Genomic DNA, 14,462 nt, shown 5'->3' on the forward strand with positions numbered 1-14,462 from the left:
TCAGCCTTCAGTGGCCAGCAAGCGATCAGCGATGCGTCCGCTGTCAACCTGGTAGCTGCCATCGGCAATAGCCTGGCGGATGCTGGCTACCCGCTCGCTGTCCATGTCCGGGAGATCGCGCAGGCGCGCCTCGGCCTGCTGCAACTGGCGTGCCTGATTGCTCAGTTGCACAGCGGTATCAGCCGGCTTGTTGGCCACCTGTGTTGCCTGTTCGCGACTATCTGAGCTCTGAGCAGCGGCGTCACGCTTGCCCGAGGCCGATGTGCTGGCCTGCTGGCTGGTTCGTGCGTTGCTGTTGGCGCTGTTGAAGTCGATAACCATGATCCTGTCCTCAGCTTTGATGTTCCTCTGACCGTTGTATCGGCAGGGTTTCACCAGACTTTAGCCTTGCTGTGCAAAAAAGTTGTATGCGGTATCAGTCTTTCCTCAGGCTCGAGGGCAAGTATATATCGACTTGTGGCCGGTATACAGTGATGCTCGAAGAAGGCTGTTCATGGACCAACCCGAACTTCTCCCGGGCCGGTGATGCGTGCATGAATCACCCGGTCGGAGCGGCTGTTGCGTACCCGAATCTGGCTGCCGATACTCCCGGCTTCAAGTGCTTCTCCTGGCATTCGTACGCTGACACGCTCGTTCGAAGAGCGAATGATCACTTTGTCACCGCGGCTGATAATCTGATTCTGCTCGAGGTGCTGGGGCGTTAATGCCGTGTCGGCGGGCAGGGCACGACGCAGGCGCAAGCCAATTACCGTATCCGGGCTGGTCAAGAAGCTGTCGGCGGTGGTTGTGATGTCGCGTTCTACCAGCGCCAGATCGCCGGCCGCGAGAATGCTGTGGCGTAGTAGTGGTCGTGTGGTTGCCAGCACCGACTGGCGCAGGCTGACCTGTGCCGGTACAAACAGGCGCCAGCTGGACGGGCTGTTGCAGCTTACCCTGACGGTTACCCTGCCGATTGGCACCTGAGGGCTCTCAAGCGTGGTCTGCAGGGCGTTTTTATCGCACAAGGGCAGACGCAGCCGGTTATCCAGACGGCTGATCTCTATCCGGTAGTTGGCATCACGCGTGCTGCTGGCCAGATGTTCCTCAATGGCACCCTGAAGAAATGATTCGGCGCTGCCGACCAATTGGTCAATCAAGGGGCTGGCTGTGGCTGCGCCTGAAAAAAAACCGAGCAGCAACGTGCAGGCTCTGATAAAACGCATACAATTGACCTAGGGTAGTGACACTGAGTCGGTGGATTTCTGTCGTCTTCAGTGATTAAAGCAATAATCGTGCCCGCACTTTGCGGGGAGGCTGCCACCGTTTCAGGAGTTTCTTATGGCTGGCGTAATGGACTCGGTTAACCAGCGTACTCAGCTGGTTGGTCAGAACCGACTTGAGTTGCTGCTGTTCCGTCTGGCGGGCAATCAGCTTTACGGAATCAACGTATTCAAGGTCAAGGAAGTCCTGCAATGCCCCCGTCTGACGATGTTGCCCAAGTTGCCGCCGGTTGTGCGTGGTGTGGCGCATATCCGTGGCGGTACCTTGCCGATACTTGATCTCAATCGGGCTACGGGCGGTCCGGGACTGGATGATATCAGCGGCGCCTTTGTCATCATCACCGAATACAACAATCAGGTTCAGGGCTTTCTGGTGCGTTCGGTCGAGCGTATCGTCAACCTGAACTGGTCCGAGATTCATCCGCCGCCACGAGGTACCGGACGTGAGCATTATCTGACGGCCGTAACCCGCGTCGATGACCAGATGGTCGAAATTATTGATGTGGAGAAGATTCTCGCCGAGGTTGTTCCGGTCACCGAGAGTATTTCTGCCGGTGTGGTCAATGAGCAGGTACAGGCCCGGGCCGTGAGTCGCCGGGTGCTGATAGTCGATGACTCGATGATCGCGCGTAAACAGATTACCCGTTGCCTGCAGGAAGTGGGTGTGGAGGTAATAGCACTGAACGACGGACGCCAGGCACTCAATTGGCTGCAGGCCAAGGCGGCTGAAGGCGTCAAGCTTTCCGAATACCTGTTGATGATGATTTCCGATATTGAAATGCCGGAAATGGATGGTTATACCCTGACTGCCGAGGTGCGCAATGATCCGCGCCTTAGCGGCCTGCATGTGCTTTTGCATACATCGCTATCGGGAGTCTTCAATCAGGCCATGGTGAAGAAGGTTGGTGCCGATGACTTTCTCGCAAAGTTCAAGCCGGATGAGTTGGCCAAGCGTGTGATTGATCTGCTGGATGGCAATGTAGGGGTGGAAAGGGCATGATGTTTAGCAGTTTCAGGCATAACGGGGCGCACTGAGTGACCGCAGTGAATCAGGATTTCCAGCTGTTCCGCGAGTTTCTTGAGAAGAGCAGCGGCATTGTGCTTGGTGACAACAAGCAGTATCTGGTCGCCAGTCGCCTCAATCGGCTGCTGGAGCAGCAGGGTATCAGCAATCTGGGAGAGTTGGTGCGGCGTATCCAGGCCAGTCCGCGAGCCGGTTTGCGCGAGGCAGTTATTGATGCGATGATCACCAACGAAACCCTGTGGTTCCGTGATGTGTATCCCTTTGAGGTGCTCAAGTCCAAGCTGATTCCGGAGTTTATCAAGGACAACCCGGGGCAGCGTTTGCGGATCTGGTCGGCGGCCTGCTCCTCTGGGCAGGAGCCTTACTCGCTGAGCATGAGCATTGATGAGTTCGAGCGCAGCAATCTTGGGCAACTGCGTGCCGGGGCGCAGATTGTCGCGACTGACCTGTCCGGCAGCATTCTGAATGCGGCCAAGTCGGCTGAATACGATAGCCTGTCAGTCGCCCGCGGCCTGTCCCAGGAGCGATTGGCTCGCTATTTTGACCAGTTGGCACCGGGGCGCTGGCAGGTCAAGGCGCCGATCCGCAGCCGCGTCGAGTTCCGTGCGCTTAACCTGCTGGACAGCTACGCCATGCTTGGCAAATTCGATATCGTGTTTTGCCGCAACGTGCTGATCTATTTTTCTGCCGATGTGAAAAAGGACATCCTGCGACGCATGCATGGCGTGCTCAAGCCGGGTGGCTATCTGATGCTTGGCGCTTCCGAGGCCCTGAACGGACTGCCTGAGCTGTTCCAGATGGTGCAGTGCAGTCCCGGTATCGTTTACCGCGCACGCTGAAGGCTGTCAGTGATCTGCTGTCAGCCCTTTAAACCCGCCCCCCCTTCCATTAGCATGGGCGTCCCGCAACTGTATAGCCGGATGCCCCCATGTCCCCTGATCGAAGTGCCGTAGAGGCCGCCCTGCGCGGCTACCAGGATCCCTACCTGAAAGCCGATCTGCTGAGCGCCGGATTTGTCCGTCAGCTGGATATCCAGGGGGCGCGTGTGCAGGTGGCAATTCGGCTGCCCTATGCTGCCACCAGCCTGACAGCCGGGATTGCGCAGATGCTGCAGTTCGCTATTGAAGCAGTGCCGGGCGTTGACTCGGCGCAGGTGGTGGTTGACTGCGACGTGCAGGCAGCGCCGGTGCAGGGCAATCTTGAGGGGCTGGCCGGGGTGCGCAATATCATTGCCGTGGCCTCTGGCAAGGGCGGTGTCGGCAAGTCCACCACCGCCGCCAATCTGGCGCTGGCGCTGGCCCGGGAGGGCGCCAGGGTCGGGGTGCTGGATGCGGATATCTATGGCCCGAGCATGGGGTTGATGTTGGGGCTGCCCGAGGGCACCCGGCCGCAGGTGCGTGACGGCAAGTGGTTCGTACCGCCACGGGCCCACGGCATTCAGGTGATGTCGATGGCGCTGCTGGCGGATGACAATACGCCGATGGTTTGGCGCGGCCCAATGGTCTCCGGCGCCCTGTTGCAGTTGTTGACCCAAACTGACTGGGATCAGCTGGACTATCTGGTGGTGGATATGCCGCCGGGCACCGGTGACATCCAGCTGACGCTGGCGCAGAAGGTGCCGGTGAGTGGCGCGCTGATTGTCACCACGCCGCAGGACATTGCCCTGTTGGATGCGCGCAAGGCCATCGAAATGTTCCGCAAGGTCAGCATTCCGGTGGTCGGGGTGGTGGAGAACATGGCCGTGCATGTCTGCTCCAACTGCGGACATGCCGAGCATCTGTTTGGTGAGGGCGGCGGCGAGCGCCTGGCTGGCCAGTATGGCGTCGATCTGATTGCCTCGATGCCGCTGTCGATGATGATTCGCCAGCAGGCCGATGGCGGCAAGCCGACAGTGATTGCCGAGCCGGAATGCCAGATCAGCATGATCTATCAGGACATGGCGCGGCATGTCGGGGCACGGATCGCCGAGCGCGCCGCACAGGCAGCAGCCCCGCAGATCAGTATCAGTGACGATTGAGACATTGCGCCGGCTGTACGGCTGGCAGCTTTTTTCGCTGCCGAATAACCGGTAACATGCCGGATTCTTTTGACCGACCGACCCTTTGCAGGACACACGCATGAGCATCAAGTCAGACCGCTGGATCCGTCGCATGTCGCAGGAACATGGCATGATCGAACCTTTTGTCGAGCGTCAGGTACGCGGCGCCGAGAACAGCCGGGTGATTTCCTACGGGGTATCCAGCTACGGCTACGATGTGCGCTGCGCTGACGAGTTCAAGGTGTTTACCAACATCCATTCGGCCACGGTTGACCCGAAGAACTTCGATGAGAAGAGCTTTGTCGACGTCAAAAGCGATGTTTGTATTATTCCGCCGAATTCCTTTGCCCTGGCACGTACCGTCGAGTATTTCCGGATCCCGCGTAATGTGCTGACCATCTGCCTCGGCAAGAGCACCTACGCGCGTTGTGGCATCATCGTCAACGTCACGCCGTTGGAGCCGGAGTGGGAAGGGCATGTGACCCTGGAGTTCTCCAACACCACTACCTTGCCGGCGAAGATTTACGCCAACGAGGGTGTGGCGCAGATGCTGTTCTTTGAATCCGATGAGGATTGCGAAGTGTCCTACAGGGATCGTGGCGGCAAGTATCAGGGGCAGCGAGGCGTTACCCTGCCGCGTACCTGATCTTGTTCAGCCGGCGGCGTGTCGCCGGCGAATCTGCAGGTCGATCCGCATGCACAGCGCGGCGATTAGCAAAAAGCCTATCGCCAGTTGACCCCGAGTGATATCCAGTCCGCTCAGCTGGCTCAGAAGGCCGGTCAGCTGGTCCGGCCAGGCAGCCATGACCGCGCCAAGCGGTACCATGACCAACAGGAAACACCAACCCAGGGTTCGTAGCAGTGCCATGTCGGCTCTCCGGCAAGGATTTTCTGCAGGCTGAGCCATTACCGGCTGACCGGCAATCCTACCTTGGTCGGAGTTCAGGCGTTGAGCTGTTGCTCCTCAGCCAGCAGGGCGCGCTTGCGCTCGACTCCCCAGCGGTAGCCGGAAATCCCGCCGTCGCTGCGTAGCACGCGGTGGCAGGGAATCAGCAGCGCCAGTGGGTTGGCGGCGCAGGCGCGCGCCACGGCACGGCTGGCGGTTGGCTGGCCGACGGCATGCGCCACATCGCGGTAGCTGCAGTGCTGGCCGGCGCGGATATTGCGAAGTGCTTGCCAAACCCGCTGCTGGAAGGCGGTTCCTGTGGGTGCCAGCGGGAGGCTTGCGGGTATCTCGCCACAGGGCTTTTCCAGCCAGTGACAGATGTTGGCAAGGCATTCCTCCAGGTCAGGCCCTGCTGGCTGCAACTCGGCCTTGGGAAAGCGCTGATGCAGATCCTCGCGCAGTGCCTGCGGATCATCGCCGGGCAACAGGGCGCGCAGTCCTTGCTGGTCGGCGGCAATCAGCAACCAGCCGAGACGGCAGGGCTGGCAGCTGACTTGTAGGTGGCAAATGGACATTTCAGTCTCCCTGGCCGGCAAGCAGTTCCTGCAGTATTTCCCGGGGCAGGCTGGATTTGCGTGCAAGACTGGTGTCGCCGCTGTCCGGGTGGAACACGATGAACAGTTCGCCGCGCTCCAGTTGTCGATACAATTGTGCGACGCGACTTTCCAGCGATTGATCGCAGCCATTGTCGGTGCCTTCGCGGGTGACGAAGTCTTCCATCAGCCGCTGCAGGGTGTCGGTCTCAAGCATCTGGTAGGGTATCAGCATGGCTCCGGACTCCTGGGTTTTCTCGGAACTGACGAAATGAATTGTACAACCAAAGCATGCTGACTGATCCCCTGTTCTACCTGTGTGCCATTCCGGCGGTGCTGCTATACGGCATTGCCAAGGGCGGATTTGGCGGCAACGTGGCAATTGTCTCGGTGCCACTGATGGCGTTAGTGATGAGTCCGCAGCAGGCGGCGGCGATCCTGCTGCCGATTCTCTGCGTGATGGATCTGGTGGCGCTGCGCACCTTTCGCGGACGCTGGCACCGCGAGAACTTGCGTATCCTGATACCTGCGGCCCTGTTTGGCGTGCTGCTCGGGGCCTTGAGTTTCCGTCTGCTCAGTGATGCGCATATCCAGTTGCTGATCGGTCTGATTGCGGTGGTGTTTACCCTCAATTACTGGCTGCGTCGCGGTGAGCCGTCAGTGCGCGGAGTGGATCGGTTGCGCGGTGGTTTCTGGGGCGCGGTAGCCGGTTTTACCAGCTTCGGTATCCATGCTGGCGGGCCACCGGTGAATGTCTATCTGCTGCCGCAAAGGCTGGACAAGACCCTGTTGATGGGCACCATCGCGGTGTTCTTTGCCGTGGTCAATCTGGCCAAGTTGCCTGCCTATGTCTATCTGGGTCAGTTCGATACGTCCAATCTGCTGGCGTCGTTGGTGCTGTTGCCGCTGGCGCCGATCGGCGTCAGGCTCGGGTTCTGGATGCTGCAGCACAGCAACGAGCAACTGATTTACCGGTTGTGCTACCTGTTTTTGATGATCACCGGGTTGCGCTTGCTGTATCAGGGGGTGTCCGAGCTGCTGTTATTTTGACGGTTTGATGAGTTCCTTCCCCAGAGCTCCAGCGCCTGTGCCAGTTCATCCCGCTGCAGGGGTTTGCCGAGCATGCACTGCATGCCTGCGGCGCTGGCACGATCACGGTAGCCATCAATCACGTGTGCGGTGAGTGCCAGAACAGGGATGCCCGGAAGGTCTTGCTCCTGTTCAAAAAGACGGATCATTTGTGTGGCCTCGTAGCCATCCATCATCGGCATTTCACAGTCCATCAGGATTAACTGCCAGTGTGTCGGACGCGCACGGTATTCGGCCAGAGCTTCTGCACCGTTGCCAACCAGTTCGCACTGGTAGCCAAGGCTGTGCAGCATGCCGCGAATTACCATCTGGTTGACCGGGTTATCTTCGGCTACCAGGATGCGCAGGTCTCGCTTTGCCATTGACTGGCGCTGTGCAGGCTCGGCAAGCGGTAGCTGATGTGTCAGCAGTTCATGCAGCGCGTCACGTAAATGGCCGGGTGTGATCGGCAGGTGCAACAGCTTGCAGTGTGCTGGCAGACGTTGTCGGACCTGATGCTGCCGATCCAGCAGGATCAGGCTTGGCAGCTTCTTGTCATGCAGTGACCAGAGTGCTCGGGATAGCTGTTCAAGGGGCATGCCGGTACTGTCCAGTATGATCAGGCGGGCAGATTCGCAAATGCTCTGTGGCAGATCTCGGGCGTAGCCGATGATGGTGATTCCATTGCGCTGCAGCAGTTGCTGCAAGTGCTCTGCCGGTTGCTCCCGGATCACCAGTGCGGATAACGGGGCTGGCTCAGGGCAGGGGATAGAACGGCCGGGCAACTCCAGTTCAAGAGTGAATGTAGAGCCGTGTTGTGGCTGGCTCTCGAGAGTGACGCGTCCTCCCATGATGCCCGCCAGTTCCTGGCAAATAGCGAGTCCAAGGCCGCTGCCGCCGTAACGCCGGGTGGTTGAGCTGTCTGCCTGGACGAAGGAGCGGAACAGGTGCTGGGCCGCTTCCGGAGCAATCCCGATACCGCTGTCGCGCACCACAAAGCGCAGCGACCAGTTTCCGTGCGACTGCTTTGCCGGCTGGCCTTCAATGTGCAGACTGACGCCGCCTCGGTCAGTGAATTTGAAAGCATTGCTCAACAGGTTAAGCAGGATTTGCTTGATGCGGGTGGGGTCGCCAATCAGCTGCGAGGGAATGTTGCTGTTGACCCAGCAGTGCATGTCAAGTTGCTTGTCCAGCGCCTGGGCGGTAAACAGGCTGCAGCTGTCTGACAGCAGTTCTTCAGGATCAAAGGCAATCTGCTCCAGCTGCAGATTGCCGGATTCGATCCGGGCATAGTCGAGAATGTCGTTGATGATACTCAGCAAGGCCTTGCCTGATCCGTTGACAGTATCCAGGTAGTGGCGCTGTCGCTCGTTCAGCGGGGTGTCACGCAGTAATTGCAGCATGCCCATAACACCATTGAGCGGTGTGCGGATTTCATGGCTCATGCGGGCCAGGAAGCGGTTCTGTGCATCCCGTTCGAGCTGTGCCTGCAGTGCCTTTTCGTCGGCCTGCTGGCGCTCTTCGCGCAGGGCGCGGATACGGTCGGCAAGGCCCAGGGAGAGCAATACCAGTTCACAGCTGACGCCCAGTTTGATCCACAGAGTGCCGGCACTGACATTGACCAGTAGTCCAAGGGAGTTGAGTGTGCTGATGATCAGGGAAACCAGCAGCAACCCCCAGGCCAGGGTGTAGAAAGAACCGTAGCGAAAGCCGCTGCGCCATACGTGGATGCCGCTGGCCAGCAGTATTATCGAACTGACCAGAACGGCCAGGCTGGCAAGGGTGTTGTAGGCATGCAGACCGATCACCGGAAGGCTGACGAGAAAAACCGCCATGATGGCCATCTTTGCTCGCAACAGCCGCTCAAGCTGGGGGAATTCCGTTGCTGTGTGCAGAAAGTGGCGACTGAACTGGGTGGCGACAATACAGTGACTGAACATCAGCATGTAAATGATGCTGGATTGCAGCATGCCGCCCGGACCACCAAACAACCACAGGGTGCCGTCAAAGCTGGCAATAAACAGCAGCATGTTGATGTTGTAGACCAGATACCAGAAGTAACTGCTTTCGCGTAGCGACAGGAAAAGGAACAGGTTGTAAAAGAATAAGCCGAACACCACGCCATAGAAGCTGCCATTGAACAGCATCAGGCGTTCCTGCTGGCTGGCGCTGGTTGACCAGCTGACCAGATGCAGCGGCAGGCTGACGGTTGAGGTTGTGTCGACACGCAACAGGAACTGGTTGATGCCGGGCTCCAGCTGAACCGGCAGCCACGGGTTGCGGACCATGACAGGGCGATCGGCAAGCGGGAGGTGGTCCCCGCTGCGCAGCATGCGCAGGTCGCCATCAGCTGGGATGTGCCAGAGTTGCAGGTCATCCAGCAAGGGGTAGCCTGGCTGCAGCACCATGGGTTCTGGTGCTGCCTGATTCAATTGAACGCTGAAACGAAACCACCAGACGGACTGGTTCTTGCCCTTGTTGGCATGCACGCCTTGAACGGCTCGCCAGTCGGCGCTGTCTTGCAATGCCTCTTGCCAGCCCAGAGTGGCCTGCGGGTCCTCACGAAACTCCAGCCAGGGTGCAAGGTTGAGATGCTGGTGGGGCGTTTCCAGGACCAGTAGGGGGCTGGCTGCCAGGGCGGGTGTGCTGCAGATGAATAGGTACAACAGTAGCCAGCGCAGCAATCCTGGTCGGCACAGCACCGGTGGTCTGGGGCATGCGCAAGGCGCACGCCCCGGCAAGGGTGGATTGCAGCGACTGTCCATGCCGGCATTTCCTGGTGGTTGCTGTTGTGATTGTTCTGGCTGCGCGAAAGCGTGCTCCCGCATCGACTACATCAGAATGCTAGCACAGGCTCCGGTTCTTGCTTTATTGCTGCCGCCGGATCAACCGGCGGTGCAGGAACCGGCTTGGGTGGAGCGCATCAACCAGATCCCGGGGGAGCGGGAAAGCCTCATTGCACACCCAGGCGGCCAGCAGTTCAGCGCTCAATGGGCAGCTTACCAGGCCGCGTGAGCCGTGCCCGGTGTTCACGAACAGTCCGGGGTAGGTGCGTGTGATTGTGTCAGGCTTCTTGCTGGCATCCTTGGCCAGTTCGGCGTAATCCTCAAAGAAGGCGTCGGCATCAGCGAGCGGGCCAATCACCGGAAGGTAATCGGGTGTACTGCAGCGCAGCCCTGCACGTGCCTTGAGCGCTGCCGGTTGCAGCTGCTGCAATGCCAGTAGTGACTCCATGTCCGGACTGAGTCCGCGCAACATCTCCAGGTTGCCAGCATTTTCCTCTTCGCTGGGTTCGCTGTCGAAACGATCAAAACGGAAGCTGGCTCCCACATGATGTTCGTCCAGGCGAGCCGGCGATATGTAGCCGGCGCCGCACAGTACCGTTCGCAGGCTTCGGCTGGCCGGTGTGGCCGGTAGATGGGTGATTTGTCCTCGAATCGGTTTTAACGGCAACTGTGCACTCTGTGCCAGTTGCAGGCTGTCTACGGCGCCACAGATTACAGCTACACCGGCTGTTGCGAGGTGCTGGCCGTTAGCGTCGAGAGCCGCCCACTGGCCTTGCCGGTGATCGAGCTGTGCCACGGCGCTATTGCCAAGCAGGCGGATACCCGGCTGTTCAAGCATGGCCCGGCAGAGAGCCGGCGGGTTGGCCCAGCCAGCAGCCGGAAATAACAGGGCCTGAGTGTTGATGGCAACCCCGGCAAGGTCGCTGGCCTGCTGGCTATCCAGCAGTTGCAGAAAGCTTGGCGGGTAGCCGGCCTCGCCCAGCGCCTGCAATCGCTTGAGTTCGGCCTCGTCGGTTGGCAATTGCAATACGCCGCACGCCTGACGGTTTACACCATCATCGGGTAACAACGCCTGCAGGTGACGCAGACAATGGCCGTAACTGCTTTCGACAAAGCGTGACAAAGGTGTGCTGTGAGGAGACAGGCGCACATAGAGTATGCCCTGGGGATTGCCTGACGCCTCGCTGGCCGGCTCGCTGTGGCGATCCAGCAAGGTTACTTGCCAGCCGCGTCGGGCCAGCGCCCAGGCGCTGCTGATGCCAGCCAGTCCGGCACCTATTACCAATGCGGTACGCGGCTGCTGAAGGTCGGCTTCGGGGCGGCACAGCCAGGGGGCTTGCCATTGCTGCGTTACGGGGTGCTGCAGGTGGCCGCAGAGCATTTCGCGCTTGCTGCCATAGCCGGGAACCTTGTTCAACTGGAAGCCGGCAGCCTGAAGTCCGCGACGGACATCGCCGGCGCAGGTGAAGGTGGCCATGCTGGTGCCTGGCACTGATAGCCTGGCCATTTGCTCGAACAGTTCGGGTCGCCACATATCGGGGTTTTTGGCGGGAGCGAAGCCATCCAGAAACCAGGCATCTATTTGTGCATCCAGTTGTTCGAACATCTGCACGGCATCGCCAATCAGCAGGGTCAGATTGATTCGTCCACCGGAAAAACTGAAGTGTTGCCAGCCTGGGGGCAATGCCTGATAGCTGTCCAGCAGTGTGTCGCTGAGAGGCTGCAGTTCAGGCCACAGGGATAATGCCTTGCGCAGGTCGTCAGGATGCAGCGGAAAACGCTCGCAGCTGATGAAGTGCAAGCGTGCGCCCCGTGGCGCACTACGCTCCCAGAGCTCCCAGGCGCAGAGAAAATTCAGGCCGGTACCAAAGCCTGTTTCGGCAATGCTGAAATTGGCATCCTCCGCCAGTGCAGCCCAGCGCTCGGCCAATTGGTTGTGTTGCAGGAAAACATGCCGGGTTTCAGCAAGGCCGTTGACGCGCGAGAAATAGACGTCACCGAAACGGCCTGAGCTTGGTTGCCCGTCGGCGTCCCAGATCAGTTCGGCAAACTGTGTTTCATTGCTCATGGCGATTTCCCTGCAGGCAAAAGCAGTCATTGTAACCTGCATGCGAGCCGCTCGAGCCGGTATTCCCGGGAGGGCTGCGCGACCAATCAGCGCAGCAGAATCCGGGCAGGTATCCAACCAAGGTCTAAGCTGGGTAATACGTTGGTCGAATGGTGTCGATAAGACGAGGCGGTGAGACTGTTCCCACAAATCGAAAACGGTTACCGAGGTGTCCCAGAATGAGTGCCGAACAACTCTACCCAGTCCCCCAGGACTTTGCCTGCAATGCGCTGATCGATGACGAGCAGTACCAGCAGATGTACCAGGCATCCATCGATGATCCGGAGGGTTTCTGGGCCGGGCAGGCGACACGTCTGAGCTGGATGCGGCCGTTCCGCAAGGTCAAGCGGACCTCCTTCGACGATCATAACGTGGATATCAACTGGTTTGTTGACGGGCACCTGAATGTCTCCGCCAACTGTCTAGACCGGCACCTTGCCGAGCGTGGTGATCAGGTGGCGATCATCTGGGAAGCGGATGAACCGGGTGAGTCGCGCAGTATCACCTACCGCGAACTGCACCGTGATGTTTGCCGCTTTGCCGACGTGCTCAAGCGCCAGGGGGTCGCCCAGGGTGATGTGGTGACCATCTATATGCCAATGATTCCGGAAGCTGCCGTGGCGATGCTGGCGTGTACCCGTATCGGTGCTGTGCATTCGGTGGTGTTTGCCGGATTCTCGCCGGAGGCGCTGGCCGGTCGTATCCTTGACTGCAAGTCGAATCTGGTGATTACGGCGGATGAGGGGCGTCGTGGCGGCCGAAGCATTCCGCTGAAAGTCAACGTCGATGAGGCCTTGACCAATCCGGAAATCAAGAGCGTAGAGCGGGTGATTGTGGTTCGCCGAACCGGTGCTGATATCCGCTGGCATGAGCACCGTGATCGTGACTACACCGTGCTGATGGAGCAGGCCGATGACTTTTGTCCGCCTGACCCGATGGACAGCGAAGCTCCGCTATTTATCCTGTACACCTCGGGTTCGACAGGCAAGCCCAAGGGTATCATGCATACCACGGCCGGCTATCTGCTGTATGCCGCGCTGACCCACCAGTATGTGTTCGATTATCAACCGGGAGAGGTGTATTGGTGCACCGCCGATATCGGCTGGGTAACCGGGCATAGCTATACCCTCTATGGGCCGCTGGCCAATGGCGCGACCACAGTGATGTTCGAAGGGATACCCAATTACCCTGACGTTACCCGTCTGGCGCAGATTATCGACAAGCACAAGGTCAGCATCCTGTATACCGCGCCGACAGCTATCCGCTCGATGATGGCGCTTGGCAAGGCAGCGGTGGAGGGTGCTGACGGCAGCAGCCTGCGCCTGCTCGGCTCGGTGGGCGAGCCGATCAACCCGGAAGCCTGGCACTGGTATTACGAAACGGTTGGCCAGAGCCGCTGCCCGATTGTCGACACCTGGTGGCAGACAGAAACCGGCGGCATTCTGATTACCCCGCTGCCGGGAGCTACGGCACTCAAGCCCGGATCGGCAACCCGTCCGTTCTTTGGCGTGCAGCCGGCGCTGGTGGATAACCTTGGCAATGTTCTGGAGGGTGCGACTGAAGGCAATCTGGTGTTACTGGATTCCTGGCCGGGACAGTCCCGTTCGATCTGGGGTGACCATGAGCGCTTTGTCGAAACCTACTTCAAAACATTCAAGGGCACCTACTTCACTGGCGACGGCGCGCGCCGTGATGAAGACGGGTATTACTGGATTACCGGTCGGGTTGACGATGTGCTGAATGTGTCCGGACATCGCATGGGGACCGCCGAGGTTGAAAGCGCGCTGGTCGCACACCGACATGTTGCCGAAGCCGCCGTGGTGGGCGTGCCCCATGATCTCAAGGGGCAGGGCATCTACGTATATGTAACCCTGATCGAGGGCGTTGAGCCGAGCGAGCAGTTGCGTCAGGAACTGCGTCAATGGGTTCGCCGCGAGATCGGACCTATTGCCACGCCAGACTGTATCCAGTGGGCGCCAGGTTTGCCGAAAACCCGTTCGGGCAAGATCATGCGGCGCATCCTGCGCAAGATTGCGGTGGGCGAATATGAGGGGCTGGGTGATATCTCGACGCTGGCCGAGCCGGGTGTCGTCGAGGATCTGATTAATGAGCACCGGGCGATGATGAGCAAGTCCGCCTGAGTTCCCCGGGACAGGCATGACTGTTCCAGCATTGCAGCCGCCTTCGGGCGGCTTTTTTTATTTTATAGTGATTGGCCGGGCCGGCGGGATTGCGGATAATCCGGTGAAACCCTTAAAAGGAGATCAGGATCATGCAGAAAGTTCTTTTGCCGTTTGACGGTTCACCCAGCGCCCGTCGTGCGCTTGACTATCTGGTTACCCTGCAGCGCCGGCTGGGAGATTTGCAGGTCGAGGTGCTGAATGTCCAGTCCGAACCGAAGCTGTATGGCAACTATGTATCTGCCAGCATGTTGCAGCAGCTGAATGCCGGTGCGCTTGATCATGCCCGTGAACTGACCGACAAGGCTGCCGCAGTGCTTGCCGAGGCCGGGATTACGCATGCTTGCCATCAGGTGGTTGGTGATGTTTCTGCTGAGATATCCAAGGCTATCAGCCGTCTGGACTGTGACAGCGTGGTTATGGGCACTCGTGGAATGGGTGGCCTTGGCAATCTGGTCATGGGTTCGGTGGCGACCCGCGTGGTGCATGATGTTCCGGTGCCGGTGCTGCTGGTCAAGTAA

The 14,462-nt window shown here is 59.2% G+C and carries 15 protein-coding genes; 8 read left to right on the forward strand and 7 right to left on the reverse strand.

The features are described 5' to 3' along the window. Together flgM and flgA are read right to left on the reverse strand one after the other, a co-directional pair. Complete coding sequence (flgM, locus tag BMZ23_RS01985; RefSeq protein WP_093471920.1) at positions 1–321, reverse strand: flagellar biosynthesis anti-sigma factor FlgM; 321 nt, start codon at positions 319–321, stop codon at positions 1–3. Between the two features lie 170 nt (positions 322–491). Further along, a complete protein-coding gene (gene flgA / locus BMZ23_RS01990; RefSeq protein ID WP_093471922.1) occupies positions 492–1,202 on the reverse strand; it encodes a flagellar basal body P-ring formation chaperone FlgA in 711 nt (236 codons plus the stop codon). A 115-nt stretch (positions 1,203–1,317) separates the two neighbouring features. Here flgA and BMZ23_RS01995 point away from each other — a divergent pair, with 115 nt between their 5' ends. From BMZ23_RS01995 to dcd, 4 genes are all read left to right on the forward strand, one after another. Continuing rightward, a complete protein-coding gene (locus tag BMZ23_RS01995) occupies positions 1,318–2,259 on the forward strand; it encodes a chemotaxis protein CheV (protein WP_093471925.1) in 942 nt (313 codons plus the stop codon). 35 nt (positions 2,260–2,294) lie between these two features. Next, positions 2,295–3,122 carry a CheR family methyltransferase gene (locus BMZ23_RS02000; protein WP_093471928.1) on the forward strand — a complete coding sequence of 276 codons (828 nt, stop codon included), beginning with the start codon at positions 2,295–2,297 and terminating at the stop codon, positions 3,120–3,122. An 89-nt stretch (positions 3,123–3,211) separates the two neighbouring features. Beyond that, on the forward strand, positions 3,212–4,300 hold the full coding sequence (apbC, locus tag BMZ23_RS02005; protein ID WP_093471931.1) for an iron-sulfur cluster carrier protein ApbC: 1,089 nt from the start codon (positions 3,212–3,214) through the stop codon (positions 4,298–4,300). 100 nt (positions 4,301–4,400) lie between these two features. Beyond that, on the forward strand, positions 4,401–4,967 hold the full coding sequence (gene dcd, locus BMZ23_RS02010; RefSeq protein WP_093471934.1) for a dCTP deaminase: 567 nt from the start codon (positions 4,401–4,403) through the stop codon (positions 4,965–4,967). 6 nt (positions 4,968–4,973) lie between these two features. Here dcd and BMZ23_RS02015 read toward each other — a convergent pair whose 3' ends face one another. The 3 genes from BMZ23_RS02015 to BMZ23_RS02025 form a co-directional block, all read right to left on the reverse strand. Then, on the reverse strand, positions 4,974–5,189 hold the full coding sequence (locus tag BMZ23_RS02015) for a hypothetical protein (RefSeq protein WP_093471937.1): 216 nt from the start codon (positions 5,187–5,189) through the stop codon (positions 4,974–4,976). Between the two features lie 74 nt (positions 5,190–5,263). Then, positions 5,264–5,782 (reverse strand): methylated-DNA--[protein]-cysteine S-methyltransferase, encoded by a 519-nt coding sequence (locus tag BMZ23_RS02020; protein ID WP_093471940.1) that lies wholly within the window; start codon positions 5,780–5,782, stop codon positions 5,264–5,266. A 1-nt stretch (position 5,783) separates the two neighbouring features. After that, positions 5,784–6,035, reverse strand: a complete 252-nt coding sequence (locus BMZ23_RS02025) for a YheU family protein (protein ID WP_093471942.1) — start codon at positions 6,033–6,035, stop codon at positions 5,784–5,786. A 56-nt stretch (positions 6,036–6,091) separates the two neighbouring features. Between BMZ23_RS02025 and BMZ23_RS02030 the strand changes: the two genes are divergently transcribed. After that, the gene (locus tag BMZ23_RS02030; protein WP_093471945.1) at positions 6,092–6,850 is read left to right on the forward strand and encodes a sulfite exporter TauE/SafE family protein; all 759 of its coding nucleotides are present in this window, start codon (positions 6,092–6,094) and stop codon (positions 6,848–6,850) included. On the opposite strand, the gene BMZ23_RS02035 is transcribed toward BMZ23_RS02030, so the two are convergent. Continuing rightward, positions 6,820–9,534 (reverse strand): hybrid sensor histidine kinase/response regulator, encoded by a 2,715-nt coding sequence (locus BMZ23_RS02035; RefSeq protein ID WP_177197192.1) that lies wholly within the window; start codon positions 9,532–9,534, stop codon positions 6,820–6,822. The genes BMZ23_RS02030 and BMZ23_RS02035 overlap by 31 nt on opposite strands. Before the next feature lie 202 nt (positions 9,535–9,736). After that, a complete protein-coding gene (gene mnmC / locus BMZ23_RS02040) occupies positions 9,737–11,722 on the reverse strand; it encodes a bifunctional tRNA (5-methylaminomethyl-2-thiouridine)(34)-methyltransferase MnmC2/FAD-dependent 5-carboxymethylaminomethyl-2-thiouridine(34) oxidoreductase MnmC1 (protein WP_093472149.1) in 1,986 nt (661 codons plus the stop codon). Between the two features lie 218 nt (positions 11,723–11,940). Between mnmC and acs the strand changes: the two genes are divergently transcribed. The 3 genes from acs to BMZ23_RS02050 are packed head-to-tail and all read left to right on the forward strand — an operon-like array spanning position 11,941 to position 14,462. After that, positions 11,941–13,902 (forward strand): acetate--CoA ligase, encoded by a 1,962-nt coding sequence (gene acs, locus BMZ23_RS02045; RefSeq protein WP_093471951.1) that lies wholly within the window; start codon positions 11,941–11,943, stop codon positions 13,900–13,902. A 16-nt stretch (positions 13,903–13,918) separates the two neighbouring features. Then, a complete protein-coding gene (locus tag BMZ23_RS14950) occupies positions 13,919–14,059 on the forward strand; it encodes a hypothetical protein (RefSeq protein WP_177197193.1) in 141 nt (46 codons plus the stop codon). Next, positions 14,034–14,462: a universal stress protein gene (locus BMZ23_RS02050; protein ID WP_093471954.1), complete on the forward strand. Its 429-nt coding sequence runs from the start codon at positions 14,034–14,036 to the stop codon at positions 14,460–14,462. Before BMZ23_RS14950 ends, BMZ23_RS02050 begins: the two co-directional genes overlap by 26 nt.

The sequence above is a fragment of the Halopseudomonas yangmingensis genome (assembly GCF_900114825.1).
Lineage (GTDB): Bacteria > Pseudomonadota > Gammaproteobacteria > Pseudomonadales > Pseudomonadaceae > Halopseudomonas > Halopseudomonas yangmingensis.

Excerpts from the sequence above, each read along its gene's own strand:
- flgM (WP_093471920.1), bottom strand. The coding sequence starts at position 321 with ATGGTTATCGACTTCAACAGCGCCAACAGCAACGCACGAACCAGCCAG.
- flgA (WP_093471922.1), bottom strand. The coding sequence starts at position 1,202 with ATGCGTTTTATCAGAGCCTGCACGTTGCTGCTCGGTTTTTTTTCAGGC.
- BMZ23_RS01995 (WP_093471925.1), top strand. The coding sequence starts at position 1,318 with ATGGCTGGCGTAATGGACTCGGTTAACCAGCGTACTCAGCTGGTTGGT.
- apbC (WP_093471931.1), top strand. The coding sequence starts at position 3,212 with ATGTCCCCTGATCGAAGTGCCGTAGAGGCCGCCCTGCGCGGCTACCAG.
- dcd (WP_093471934.1), top strand. The coding sequence starts at position 4,401 with ATGAGCATCAAGTCAGACCGCTGGATCCGTCGCATGTCGCAGGAACAT.
- BMZ23_RS02015 (WP_093471937.1), bottom strand. The coding sequence starts at position 5,189 with ATGGCACTGCTACGAACCCTGGGTTGGTGTTTCCTGTTGGTCATGGTA.
- BMZ23_RS02020 (WP_093471940.1), bottom strand. The coding sequence starts at position 5,782 with ATGTCCATTTGCCACCTACAAGTCAGCTGCCAGCCCTGCCGTCTCGGC.
- BMZ23_RS02025 (WP_093471942.1), bottom strand. The coding sequence starts at position 6,035 with ATGCTGATACCCTACCAGATGCTTGAGACCGACACCCTGCAGCGGCTG.
- BMZ23_RS02030 (WP_093471945.1), top strand. The coding sequence starts at position 6,092 with ATGCTGACTGATCCCCTGTTCTACCTGTGTGCCATTCCGGCGGTGCTG.
- mnmC (WP_093472149.1), bottom strand. The coding sequence starts at position 11,722 with ATGAGCAATGAAACACAGTTTGCCGAACTGATCTGGGACGCCGACGGG.
- acs (WP_093471951.1), top strand. The coding sequence starts at position 11,941 with ATGAGTGCCGAACAACTCTACCCAGTCCCCCAGGACTTTGCCTGCAAT.
- BMZ23_RS14950 (WP_177197193.1), top strand. The coding sequence starts at position 13,919 with ATGACTGTTCCAGCATTGCAGCCGCCTTCGGGCGGCTTTTTTTATTTT.
- BMZ23_RS02050 (WP_093471954.1), top strand. The coding sequence starts at position 14,034 with ATGCAGAAAGTTCTTTTGCCGTTTGACGGTTCACCCAGCGCCCGTCGT.